Source organism: Bradyrhizobium sp. LCT2 (genome assembly GCF_009931255.1).
Classification (GTDB): Bacteria; Pseudomonadota; Alphaproteobacteria; order Rhizobiales; family Xanthobacteraceae; genus Bradyrhizobium; species Bradyrhizobium diazoefficiens.
The window spans coordinates 8,857,388-8,869,641 of the sequence record NZ_CP034432.1; the positions used below are offsets into that span (position 1 = coordinate 8,857,388).

Below are 12,254 nucleotides of genomic sequence, written 5' to 3' on the forward strand. Positions count from 1 at the left end.
GACGATCCGATCAATTGCCGATCAATTGGCCTGTGCAGTGGCGGGCCGCTTCGGCTGCATCCCGGGAGGCTGCTCCGATACTTCGGGCGAAAGGTCAATCCCGAAATCCTCCAGCCGCACCCTGACTTCGGCCGCGATATATTTGACATATTCCGACAGCAGCAGCCGCAAGGTGGACGCCGAGGCCCACCACGGCTCCTCGCGCCATTTGTCGCCGACCACGGCGAACGGGATCAGAATCGTCTCCGGCATCGCGTGCGAGAATTCCACCAGCGCGCGCGGCATGTGATAGTTCGAGGTCACCACGATCAGCGATTTGAACCGGCGCGCCTGCGCCCAGCGCCGCGCCTCCGCGGCGTTGCCGCGGGTCGAGAGCGCGGTGCGGTCGAGGTCGACGCAGCAGGTCATGAAGGACTGGTTCTCCGGCAGGGTCCGCGAGATGTCGCTTGCGGTCGAGGTCGGATGCACCCCGGAAATCAGGAGCCGCCTGCCGTAGCCGGCAGCCAGCAACTCCATCGCATCCGACACCCGCGAGGAGCCGCCGGTCAAGACCACGATGCCGTCCGCCTTGCGGTCCGGCGCGATCTCGGCGCCGCGCAACTGCGACAGGAACGCGATGAAGCCCGCCGCCGCGCCGACGAAGGCGAACGCGATCGTCGACACCACGGCTGCGCGCAGCCAGCCGCGCGGCAATTTCGGCGATCGATCGTCGGTCGGCGAGGTCATGCGATGTCGGTAATCCCTTCCCGGATGATTTTAAAACGTTTTGAGGCGAAGTGGAGTCCGGTTTATTCACCCTCTCCCCTGTGGGGAGGGAAGAAGCCATTTCAATCGACATCATTCAGCGTCGAGAACAGCGTCTGGCGCGAGGCGACGGCGGTGATGGCGCCGATCAGCACCGCCTGCACCGCGAGCACGACATAGCCGGAAGGCCGCAGCGAGAAGGTGCCGAGCAGGGCCGCGAACTGGTCGCCGACGGGCGTCCCCGAAAACCAGCCGGCGATCGACTCGGAGAAGCCGAACACCAGCATGGCGGCGCCGCCGCCGATCACGCCGCCCTCCAGGCCCAGCCTGAGGAAATGGCGCAGGAAGCGGTTGGCGATGTAGCGGTCGCCGGCGCCGACGAAATGCAGGACCTCGACGATCGGACGGTTCGCCGCCATGGCGCCGCGGGTCGCGAACGAGACCGAGATGATCGTCGCGATGATGACGAGCGCGAGGATGCCGAGACCGGCGAGCACGGTGGCGTTGGTCATCGAGCGCATGCGCTCGATCCAGGCGCGGTGATCGTCGACGCTGGCGCTTGGCGCCACTTGCGTCACGCGGGCGCGCAAGGCGGCGAGATCGAGCGCCGTGCCGGGCTGCACGCGCGCGATGATCATGCGCGGCACCGGCAGATCGTCCATCGACAGTCCGGTGCCGAGCCAGGGCTCAAGCAGCTTGCCGCTCTCGTCCTTGGTGAACGGCTTGACTTCGACAATGCCGGCTTGCGCGCGCATCGCCTCGGTCACCGCGGCGGTGTCGCGCTCGAGGTCGCGCCCGGACTGCGGGCGAACCTGGATGGTGATTTCGCTCGCGACGTCCGACTGCCATTCGGCGGCGGAGGCGCTGACCAGCAGCACCGTGCCCGTGGTCATCGAGGCGAGGAAGGTCATGATGGCGACGACGGCGACCAGCGCGCGGCCGTGGATCGAGGCGCGCGGCACGATCGGCGACATGTTGCGCGCCTTGGCCGGAAGCTGCGGACGCTCCTGTCCGAGATCGACCAGCACGCCGCGCTCGTCGGGCTTACTCATAGACGTGCAGCCGTCCCTGATGCAGCACCAGCCGCCGCGCCTCGTACTGATCCATCAGGCCGATGTCGTGGGTCGCAATGATGACGGCGGTGCCCGATTTGTTGAGCTCGATGAAAAGGCGCAGCAGGCGGCGGCCGAGCGTCGGATCGACGCTGCCGGTCGGCTCGTCCGCGAGCAGAAGCTGCGGCCGCGAGATCACGGCGCGCGCGATCGCCGCACGCTGCTTCTCGCCGCCGGACAGGATCGGCGGCAGCGCGTCCATGCGTTCGCCGAGTCCGACCCAGCGCAAGAGGTCGATGACCTCCTTGCGATAGCTCGACTCGCTGCGGCCCATGACGCGAAACGGCAACGCGACGTTCTCGTAGGTCGTCATGTGGTCGAGCAGGCGGAAATCCTGGAGCACGATGCCGATGCGCTTGCGCAAGTCGGCGATCTCGTCCTTGCCGAGCTGCGAGATATCGTGGCCGAACAGGTTGACGAGGCCGCGCGTCGGCCGGTGCGACAGGAACAGCAGGCGCAAGAGCGAGGTCTTGCCGGCGCCGGACGGGCCGGTGAGGAACTGGAAGGAGTGCGCCGGGATCTGGAAATTGAGGTCGCGCAGGATCTCCGGCCCCAGGCCGTAACGCAATCCGACATTTTCGAACCGAACCAAGCTCAGCTCCGTTCGAGAGGGGGCGATGGCCGCGACGCGACGCTCCGCCACACGCGATCAACGGTTTTTGCGACCGTTATGGTTTCCGGTTCGTTAACGGTCGCCCTGTAGCATCCAGTACGCCCGGGTCTCCGCGACCTTGGCATCGTCAAGACTCGTTCATGCATCAAGGCTCGTCCATGCATATCGTCTGCCCCCATTGTACGACATCCTACGCCATCAAGCTTGCAAGCCTGGGGGCGAACGGGCGGACAGTCCGCTGCTCCCGGTGCAAGCAGACCTGGGTCGCCTATGCCGAGGATGCCATCGAGGAGGCGTCCGTCCCGGCCATGGCCGCCGCCAGCCAGGCCGACGACCAGTCCGACCTCGCCGAGCAGTGGAACTCCTACGCCAAGGACGACGGCGCCACTGACACGCCTGTGGTCGACAGCCCCTCCATCGCCAGCGACTGGCCGGAGGAGGACGCCAAGGAGACCGAGGACGAGTGGTCGGCGGCGGCCCGGGACGCCGAGGACGAGGTCGCCGGCGCGCAGCACCAGTCCTGGTTCCGCGGCCTGTTCAGCCGGCGCGGGGCACGGGTGAGGCGTCAGGCCCCCACCGCGGCGCCGCGAAAGTCCCATTTCGGCCTGCCGACCGCCTGCGCCGCCATGGGCGCGCTGGTGCTGGCCCTGATCGTCTGGCGCGGCGATATGGTTCGGCTGCTGCCGCAGACCGCGGCCTTCTACAAGATGGTCGGCCTCGACGTTAACCTGCGCGGGCTGGCCTTCAAGGACGTCAAGCTCTCCAGCGAGACCGTTGACGGTAAGCAGGTGCTGGTGATCGAGGGCGTCATCGTCGGCGAGGGCAAGAAGCCGCTCGATATCCCGCGGCTGCGCTTCGCGGTGCGCGACGCGCAGGGCGCGGAGATCTATGCCTGGAATACGGTGCTGGAGCAGACCGTGCTGCGACCCGGCGAGCGCGCCTTCTTCCGCTCGCGCCTGGCCTCCCCGCCGCCGGAGGGCCGCAATATCGACGTTCGCTTCTTCAACCGGCGCGACATTGCCGGCGGCAGCGTGTAATCAGGCTCGCAAGGTCCGCACGGGAGGTTGGTCCCAAGGTTGGTCCCATGCCAAAAATCTTGATCGCCGACGACGAGGATTCGATGCGCCAGCTGGTGGCGCGCGCCATCGCCATGGACGGGCACGAGACCGTGACCGCGCAGGACGGCGCCGAGGCGCTGGAGATCCTGACCCGCGAGGACGGCGCCTTCGATTTGCTGCTCACCGACATCCAGATGCCGGTCATGGACGGCATCGCGCTGGCGCTCTCCGCCGCGCGCGATTTCCCCGACCTGACGATTTTGCTGATGACCGGATTTGCCGACCAGCGCGAGCGCGCCTCGAACCTCAACGCGCTGGTGCATGACGTCGTGACAAAACCGTTCTCGGTCGCCGACATCCGCACCGCGGTGGCGGACGCGCTGGCGGCGAAGAAGAGGTAGCGCGCGCCGCACTTGTAGCACTGCTGTTACGCGATCCTCGTCCCTCATACACGGTGTCGTCCTGGCGAAGGCCAGGACCCATACCGCGAGGTCTATCTTTTAGGAATCGATAGCCGTACTGGACGACGAGTCTTCGCCAAACCACTCCCTGGGGTAATGGGTCCTGGCTTTCGCCAGGACGACATTGGGGAGATAACCGGGTTCTCGCCTCAAAAATCCTTCAGCAGCCGCTCGATATAATCGAGCTCGATCTGCGGACGCGAGGTATCCCCTAAGCGGCGGCGGAGCTCTTCGAGGATGCGGCGGACGCGCTGGGCGTCGATCTCGCCGGGGATCTTGACCGTGTAGTCGTCGCCGAACTCACGGCCGTGAAGCGGGCGACCGAGCGGATCGGTCTGATTGCCGCCGCTCTGCTGGCGGCCGGCCCGGTTGCCGGGACCATCGCCCTGCCCCTCGCCATCCCCCTGCTGCATCGCCTCGGCCATCTTCTGCGCACCCTTGCGCAAGGCGTCGAGAGCCTTGCCCTGCGAGTCCACGGCGCCGTCTGCATTGCCCTCGCCGAGCTTTGAGCCGGCATCGCCCATGGCACCGTCGGCGGTGTCCAGGCTGCCGTCGTCATCGTCACCGTCCTGATCGCCATCCTGACCGGGCTGTCCCTGGTCGCCCTGCTGGCCCTTCTGCCCCTGCTGCCCTTTCTGGCCCTTTTGTCCCTTCTGCGTGAGGCCGCGCTTGGCGAGCTCGTCCTGCAGCTTCTTCAGCCGGTCGCGCAGCGCCTGCTGGTCCTGCTGGAGGTCCGACATCGACTGATCGCCCTGCTGCTTGCCGCGCGAGCGGTCACGCCGGGAGTCCTGGCCCTGCTTGTAGGTCTTGTCGCGCAATTGCTGCTGCTTGCGGATCATGTCGCTGAGCTCGTTGAGCGCCTGCTCCATGTCGCTGTCGCCGGATTGCCCGGGCTGCGCCATCTGGAGATTTTCCATGATCTGCGCCAGCTGCTCGAGCATGCGCTGCGCCGCCTCGCGATTGCCTTCGCGCGCCGCCTTCTCGATCTGCTTCAGAAGATCTTCCAGATCCCGCTGCGTGATGACGGAGCGATCGCGATTGGAGGATTGGTTCCTTTCCGTCGCGCGCTTGTACTCCTCGAGCTTCTGAATGGCATCGGATTGATTGTTCAGGCTGCGCCCGGATTCCTTCTGCCGGAGGTTATCGCCGGCATCCTGCATCGCCTTTTCCGCGCCATCGAGCAGCGCATCGGGATCCTGATCCTGCTGGGCAGCGACGGACGGAAGGCCTCCCAACAGGAAGGCGAGGCAGGCGATCGAGATCGCCTTCAAGACTGGCACGCGCGCTAGCTTCCGCATTTCCGGTCCCGCGTAAACTGATTGGCCCCGTCGTCCCCCGCCTTGGCCCGGTTGCTCGCCGACTTCCGATAGGCCTGAAGCTGCTGACGCAATGCGTCCTGCTGCTGCGCCAGCTCCTCGAGCTGCTCGGGCGTCGCGTGCTGGGTCTTCTGTCGCAGCTCGACGGCCTTGTCGAGGATGAGCTGGACTTCCGCGGGGAACGGCTGCCGGGGTCCCAGCGGATTTTGCTCGGCGCGCCGGGCGAGGTCGCGCACCTTGCCGGCCATGGCCTCGCGGAGCTTCTGCGTCAGCACCCTGATCTCGTCCTCGCCGGCACCGCGCTCCAGCGCCCGCTTGAGCGCGTCCTGCGCCGAGCGCAGCGCGGCGTTGACGCTGCCGGCGACACCGTCGTCCTCGATGGTGACCGCGAACGCCCACATGCTCGCCACGACGTCGCGCATCGCGTCGTCGGTGCGGGCCGCCTCGAGCTGGAGCGCGAGGCTGCGGAGACCGAGATAGCAGCCGGCATCCGGGGTGAACAATTCGGGCGCGATCATCAGCGCGTCGAGCGCGGCATAGACGTCGGAATTCTTGTTGGCGTCGAGCGCGAGGATGCGGCGCTGCTCGATCAGCGCGCGCGCGAGCGAGTTCGTGAACAGCCGCTCGGGCAGGCGCATGTTGAAGGGTTCGCTTCTAGCCTCGTTGCCGGCCTCGTCCTTGGCGGTGAGAGTCAGCGTGACGTCGGCGCCGGCATAGGGATCCTCGCTGAGGTCCTTCACCGTCTGGCCGACGCCGTTGCGGGTGCGCGCATTCGGCAGCACCAGCGGGAATTGCGGCGGCTGGAACAGCGGCCGTGCGGCCGCCTTGGTATCGGCGTCCTTGGTGGCTTCCTTCGCGCCGTCCTTGCCATCGGCGGCGCGCAGGCCAATGTGCGCCTCGGCGCCGGTGACGCCGTAATCGTCCTCGATCTTGTAGGAGAGCTGAAGCGCGCCGCGCGCCTGGCGCTCCGGATCCTTTGCCAGCGCAATCGTCGGCGCGCGGTCCGGCGTTGCCGCAAACGCCCACTGCGGCTGGCCGGAGGGCGCGCGGACATGCGCGGTGCCGTCGCCGGTGATGGCGAAATGCTTCTCGTTGGTGCCCTTGGGCGTGGCTTCAGTGGGGGCGACCTCCTTGAGGCCGCCGGAGACGGCGACATCCAGGCTGCCGCCGGAGGAACGCACGATCAGGGTCGAGCCGGCGGGAACGGCGAGCGGACCGCTGGCGGGCAGCGCCGCGGCCTCCCTGTTGGCGGCAGACAGGATCACCGGCGGCTTGCCGGTGTAGAGCGGCGGCGTGACCCAGGCATCGACGCGAACATTGGTCGGCGCCAGCACGCCGTTCCAGTCGAAGGCCGCCCCAAGCCGCATCGCACGCTCGTCGCCGGCGGCGAAGAAGGTCGCAACCAGCATCACCATGACCAGCGCACGCAGCGCCCAGGGATCATGCAGAGCGAGCCGCGGGTGCGGCAGACCGGCGCGGATGCGCTTGAGCGAGGCCAGCGTGCGCTCACGCTGCGCCTGCCACAGCGCCTTCGCAACCGGGTCCTGCGAGGTCAGCGTGTCCGTGAGCGTGGTGGCCGGGCGGTGACGAATGCCGGAGCCGCGATCGAGCCGGCCCAAAGCCTCCTCGCGGCTCGGCCAGCGGAAGCGAACCAGCGGGAACAGGGCGGCAATCGCGATGCCGGCGAAAACGACGAGACCGATGGCGCGGGCAAGGAACGGCAGCGCCAGCCAGAGACCGGCCCAGGACAGCGCCAGGAACAGGCCGACGACGGTCAGAAGCCGTGCCAGATTCGGCCAGGCACGCTCCCACGCGATGGCATATCTCGCCCGATCGAGGGCCTGCGCCAGCTTCAACCGCGACAGAGCGTCGCCATCGCGGATCGGGTCTGACGGGTCAGGGGTGACGCCGTTCAATAAGCTCTCCAGGTTGCCCGGTGGAGAAGAGCGTATCACAACGGCAGCACTGAGGCATCCGTTCCTGTACGGGAGACACCCCTTTTCCCGCATAACACGAGGACGTGACTGGCCCGCCGCAACCCCGTAATTTCCGCGCCGCCATCCAAGGGAAACGAAGGAAACGCCATGGACAAGAAGATGCACGACAAGGGCCTGGAAGTCCGCAAAGCGGTGCTGGGGGAAGCCTATGTCAACAACGCCCTGAAGAACGTCGACGACTTCAACCGTCCGTTCCAGGAGATGCTCAACGAATATTGCTGGGGCACGGTGTGGGGCCGCGAGGAGCTGCCGCGCAAGACCCGCAGCATGCTCAACATCGCGATGATCGCGATCCTCAACCGCCAGCACGAATTCCGTGCGCATCTGAAGGGCGCGCTCACCAACGGCGTCACCCGCGACGAGATCCGCGAGATCCTGATGCAGGTCGCGATCTACGGTGGCATGCCGGCCGCAGTCGACAGCTTTCGCATCGCGCGCGAGGTGTTCGCGGAGATTGATGGGAAGGCGTGAGGGGGCAGGCTCTCGCCACTGTCGTCCCGGACAAGCGTAGCGCCGATCCGGGACCCATCACCGCAGGCGGATGTGGTTAGCGGGACTCGGAGTGACCGCTTTCGCGCTGCGACTCCTCGCTGGGGCTATGGGTCCCGGATCTGCGCGCGCTTGAGGCGCGCTTGTCCGGGACGACACCGGGGATAGAGCGCGGATTTTCACGACAACAACGAATAATCAACACAAGGAAACACCATGGACATCGGATTCATCGGCCTCGGAAACATGGGTTTCCCGATGGCGCGGCGGCTGATCGAGGCTGGCAACCGGCTCGTCGTGTTCGACACGCGCAAGGAGGTCGTGGACAAGCTCGTGGCGCGCGGTGCGACGCCGGCGACGTCGCCAAAGGACGTTGCCGATCAGGTCGAGACCGTGATGGCGAGCCTGCCCTCGCTGCAGGCTTCGCTCGAAGTTGCAACGGGGACGAACGGCGTGATCGAGGGAAGCCGCGTCAAGCGCTTCATCGATCTGTCCACCGTCGGCTCGACGATGGCTTCGAAGATTCACGGCCTGCTCGCCAAGCGCGACATCGTACAGATCGACTGCCCCGTCTCCGGCGGCGTCGGCGGCGCCGAGAAGGGCACGCTGGCGGTAATGGTGTCGGGGCCGAAGGCGGAGTTCGAACTGCTCAAGCCGGCGCTCGATGTGATCGGAAAAGTGTTCTTCATCGGCGAGAAGCCGGGCGCCGCGCAGACCATGAAGCTCGCCAACAATTTCCTCTCGGCCACCGCGATCGTGGCAACGTCGGAGGCGGTCGTCATGGGTGTGAAGGCCGGGCTCGATCCCGCCGTGATGATCGACGTCATCAATGCCGGCTCGGGCATGAACACCGCGAGCCGCGACAAGTTTCCGCGCTCGGTGCTGCCGCGCACGTTCGATTTCGGCTTCGCCACGGGGCTGATGGTGAAGGACGTGCGCCTCGCGCTGGAGGAAATGAAGCAGCTCGGCCTGTCGATGGAGGTCGCGGACGCCGTGGGGCGCCTGTGGGAGACCGTGATCAGCGCGGAAGGCGCCGATTCCGATTTCACCGCGGCGATCAAGCCGATCGAGAAGAAGGCGGGGGTCGTGGTTGGGGGGAAGACAGGTGGTTTAGCGGGGAAGTAGTTTTCTCGCGCATCCCCTTTCCAGGTCGTCCTGGACAAGCGAGCGTAGCAAGCGCTGATCCAGGACCCATTACCACAGGGCGAGGTTTGGCGAAGACTCGTGGTTACCAGCCTCCCGCCAAAGTACTCCCTGGGGTAATGGGTCCTGGCTTTCGCCAGGACGACACCGAAATTGTCGAGGTTACGTCGCGTCTCACGATGAGATCACGACACGCCTCACAGCCACGGCGCCGGCGTGTCCATCGCGATCAGTTGCTCGACATCGATGCGCGGGCGAACCACGGCGTATTGGTCGTCCTTCACCAGCACCTCGGGCACCAGCGGCCGCGTGTTGTAGGTGCCGGCCTGCACCGCGCCATAGGCGCCGGCGGTCATGATGGCGAGGAGATCGCCCGCCTTCGGCGTCGGCAGCGTGCGGTCGAGCGCGAGATAGTCGCCGGTCTCGCAGACCGGCCCGACGACATCGGCCACCATCGTGGCCGCGTCCCGGGCCGGCTGCGTTACCGGCAGGATATCGTGATGGGCTTCATACAGCGTCGGGCGGATCAGATCGTTCATCGCAGCGTCGATGATGACGAAATTCTTGCCGTCGCCGTGCTTCACATAGATCACCTTGGCAACCAGGATGCCGGCATTGCCGACGATCATGCGGCCCGGCTCGAACATCAGCGTGCAGCCGAGATTATGGCTGACGCGCTTGACCATGGCGGCATAGGCATCGGGCGCCGGCGGCGCCTCGCGATCCATGTAATAGGGAATGCCGAGGCCGCCGCCGAAATCGACATGCGAGATGTCGTGGCCGTCGGCGCGCAGCGTCTGCACGAATTCGGAGAGGATGCGAAACGCCGTCTCCATCTTCGACAGATCGGTGATCTGGCTGCCGATATGCACGTCGGTGCCGGTCACCTGGATCCCGGGCAGCTTCGCCGCGCGCGCATAGACCTCGCGAGCATGCGCGATCGGGATGCCGAACTTGTTCTCGGACTTGCCGGTGGAGATCTTGGCATGCGTGCCGGCGTCGACATCGGGATTGACGCGCACGGAAATCCGCGCGGTCTTGCCCATCTCGGTCGCAAGGCGCGACAACAGCTCGAGCTCCGGCTCGGATTCGACGTTGAGGCAGAGGATGTCGGCGGCGAGCGCAGCGCGCAGCTCGTCTTCCGTCTTGCCGACGCCGGAGAACAGGATCTTGCGTGCGGGGATACCCGCGGCCAGAGCACGCTTCAATTCACCGCCGGAGACCACGTCGGCGCCGGCGCCAAGCCTGGCGAGCGTACGCAGCACCGACTGGTTGGAGTTCGCCTTCATGGCGTAGCAGACCAGCACCTTCTCGCCGGCGAAAGCATCGGCGAAGACGCGGTAATGCCGCTCCAGCGTCGCGGTCGAATAGCAATAGAACGGCGTGCCGACGGTTGCGGCCAGCTCGGACAGGTTCACCGCCTCGGCGTGCAGCACGCCGTTGCGGTAGTCGAAATGGTTCATGGCGTTGGCTCAGTTGCCCCAGCCTATTTGCTGGGTTGGTCGTCCAGGAGCGGGTCGAGAATAAACGGTTTCTTCTTGCCCTTGGACGCCGCGGGGGCGGCGTCGGCGGCGGAGCTGGGGTTGAACAGGCTCGGCGTCTTTTGGGCTGCGGTCTCGGTGTCGGTTGGAGCTGCGACGTTGGCCGTGGACGCGCCGGAGGCGGTCGGCGGCAGGTCGAGGGGACCTTTGCGGCCGCAGCCGGCAAGCGCGAGCGCCGTCAGGCTCAAGACAATGATGGCCCACCCCGAGCCGGCCGGGCGAAACTTTGACGTCACGACGAATTCCCCACTACGCGGGGCGCACCATACAGAGATTGGCGCGCTCTGGCGAGAGCCGGATGACCATGAAACATAAGCGAAATTTTGCCCCTCAGCCCAATTTTCGCTCTTTTTCCAGCCGCTTCGCCCAGCTCTTTGCCTGCGACGCCACGTTCTTCGGCGCGGTACCGCCGAAGCTGGTCCGGCTCTTCACCGACGATTCGACCGAGAGCACGCCGAGCACGTCCTTGGTGATCCTGGGCTCGATCGCCTGCATCTCCTTCAGCGGCAGCTCGTGCAGCGCCACGCCGCCCTCGGCGGCCTTGGCCACGATGCGGCCGGTGACGTGGTGGGCCTCGCGGAACGGCATCTTCAGCGTCCGCACCAGCCAGTCGGCCAGATCCGTCGCGGTGGCATAGCCCTCGCCGGCGGCGGCCTTCATCTTGGCCTCATCGGGCGCGAGGTCGCGGACCATGCCGGTCATGGCGCGGATGGCGAGCGACAGCGCGGCAAAGCCCTCCATCGCGCCCTGCTTGTCCTCCTGCATGTCCTTTTGGTAGGCGAGCGGCAGGCCCTTCATCACGATCAGGAGACCGTTGAGCGCACCGATGACGCGGCCGGTCTTGGCGCGTACGAGCTCGGCGGCATCCGGGTTGCGCTTCTGCGGCATGATCGAGGAGCCGGTGGTGAACTTGTCGCTGAGGCGGATGAGGCCGACCAGCGGCGAGGTCCAGATCACGATCTCCTCGGCAAAGCGCGACATGTGCACGGCGCAGATGGAAGCCGCCGACAGCGTCTCCAGCACGAAGTCGCGGTCGGAGACCGCGTCGAGCGAGTTCGCCATCGGCCGGTCGAACAGAAGCGCCTTTGCGGTCGCGTGGCGGTCGATCGGGAACGAGGTGCCGGCAAGCGCGGCGGCGCCGAGCGGCGATTCGTTGAGCCGCTTGCGGGCGTCCTGGAAACGGCCGCGGTCGCGCGCGGCCATCTCGACATAGGCGAGCAAATGATGGCCGAAGGTCACGGGCTGCGCTGTCTGCAGATGCGTGAAGCCGGGCATCACGGTGCCGGCATGCTCCAGCGCGCGTTCCACCAGAGCCTGCTGGAACGCGGCGAGCGCGGCATCGGTCTCGTCGAGAACGTCGCGGACATAGAGCCGGAAGTCGGTGGCGACCTGGTCGTTGCGCGAGCGCGCGGTGTGCAGCCGGCCGGCGGCGGGGCCGATCAGCTCGGACAGGCGGCTCTCGACATTCATGTGAATGTCCTCGAGCGCGCGCTTGAACGTGAAGCCGCCCTTGCCGATCTCTGACAAAATCGTGTCTAGACCCTTGCCGATATTTTTCGCATCAGAGGCCGTGATGATGCCCTGCGTGGCAAGCATCGCGGCGTGGGCCTTGGACGCGGCAATGTCCTGGGCATAGAGGTGACGATCAACGTCGATGGAGACGTTGATCTCTTCCATGATCTCATCGGGACGTTCCGAGAACCGGCCGCCCCACATCTTGTTGCTCATGATCCCCTGCTCACGCCTTGCTTGTCGCTGGTCACGTTTGCTGGCCGCCGCC

Annotated in this window: 12 protein-coding genes; 4 read left to right on the forward strand and 8 right to left on the reverse strand. The window is 66.4% G+C overall.

Annotated features, from left to right (window positions below):
• Positions 1–21: 21 nt before the first annotated feature.
• The 3 genes from EI171_RS41815 to ftsE form a co-directional block, all read right to left on the reverse strand.
• A complete protein-coding gene (locus EI171_RS41815; RefSeq protein WP_011084209.1) occupies positions 22–726 on the reverse strand; it encodes a YdcF family protein in 705 nt (234 codons plus the stop codon).
• 101 nt (positions 727–827) lie between these two features.
• Positions 828–1,796: an ABC transporter permease gene (locus EI171_RS41820; protein WP_161536644.1), complete on the reverse strand. Its 969-nt coding sequence runs from the start codon at positions 1,794–1,796 to the stop codon at positions 828–830.
• The gene (gene ftsE / locus EI171_RS41825; protein WP_027544305.1) at positions 1,789–2,448 is read right to left on the reverse strand and encodes a cell division ATP-binding protein FtsE; all 660 of its coding nucleotides are present in this window, start codon (positions 2,446–2,448) and stop codon (positions 1,789–1,791) included. Before ftsE ends, EI171_RS41820 begins: the two co-directional genes overlap by 8 nt.
• Before the next feature lie 179 nt (positions 2,449–2,627).
• Here ftsE and EI171_RS41830 point away from each other — a divergent pair, with 179 nt between their 5' ends.
• Entirely contained in the window at positions 2,628–3,506 is an 879-nt protein-coding gene (locus tag EI171_RS41830) for an MJ0042-type zinc finger domain-containing protein (RefSeq protein WP_161536645.1), read from the forward strand.
• Between the two features lie 47 nt (positions 3,507–3,553).
• Positions 3,554–3,928 (forward strand): response regulator, encoded by a 375-nt coding sequence (locus EI171_RS41835; protein ID WP_011084205.1) that lies wholly within the window; start codon positions 3,554–3,556, stop codon positions 3,926–3,928.
• Between the two features lie 209 nt (positions 3,929–4,137).
• Here EI171_RS41835 and EI171_RS41840 read toward each other — a convergent pair whose 3' ends face one another.
• Both EI171_RS41840 and EI171_RS41845 read right to left on the reverse strand, forming a co-directional pair.
• Positions 4,138–5,286 (reverse strand): DUF4175 family protein, encoded by a 1,149-nt coding sequence (locus EI171_RS41840; protein WP_161536646.1) that lies wholly within the window; start codon positions 5,284–5,286, stop codon positions 4,138–4,140.
• Positions 5,274–7,220, reverse strand: a complete 1,947-nt coding sequence (locus EI171_RS41845) for a TIGR02302 family protein (RefSeq protein WP_161536647.1) — start codon at positions 7,218–7,220, stop codon at positions 5,274–5,276. The genes EI171_RS41840 and EI171_RS41845 overlap by 13 nt, the downstream gene beginning before the upstream one ends.
• Before the next feature lie 168 nt (positions 7,221–7,388).
• Between EI171_RS41845 and EI171_RS41850 the strand changes: the two genes are divergently transcribed.
• Positions 7,389–7,772 carry a carboxymuconolactone decarboxylase family protein gene (locus EI171_RS41850; protein WP_008567285.1) on the forward strand — a complete coding sequence of 128 codons (384 nt, stop codon included), beginning with the start codon at positions 7,389–7,391 and terminating at the stop codon, positions 7,770–7,772.
• Between the two features lie 234 nt (positions 7,773–8,006).
• Positions 8,007–8,915, forward strand: a complete 909-nt coding sequence (locus tag EI171_RS41855) for an NAD(P)-dependent oxidoreductase (RefSeq protein WP_028173543.1) — start codon at positions 8,007–8,009, stop codon at positions 8,913–8,915.
• Between the two features lie 215 nt (positions 8,916–9,130).
• Here the strand turns inward: EI171_RS41855 and lysA are convergent, their stop codons facing one another.
• The 3 genes from lysA to argH form a co-directional block, all read right to left on the reverse strand.
• Positions 9,131–10,396: a diaminopimelate decarboxylase gene (gene lysA / locus EI171_RS41860; protein ID WP_011084201.1), complete on the reverse strand. Its 1,266-nt coding sequence runs from the start codon at positions 10,394–10,396 to the stop codon at positions 9,131–9,133.
• 23 nt (positions 10,397–10,419) lie between these two features.
• Entirely contained in the window at positions 10,420–10,710 is a 291-nt protein-coding gene (locus EI171_RS41865; RefSeq protein WP_011084200.1) for a lipoprotein, read from the reverse strand.
• 94 nt (positions 10,711–10,804) lie between these two features.
• On the reverse strand, positions 10,805–12,202 hold the full coding sequence (gene argH, locus EI171_RS41870) for an argininosuccinate lyase (protein WP_060910114.1): 1,398 nt from the start codon (positions 12,200–12,202) through the stop codon (positions 10,805–10,807).
• Positions 12,203–12,254 lie beyond the last annotated feature (52 nt).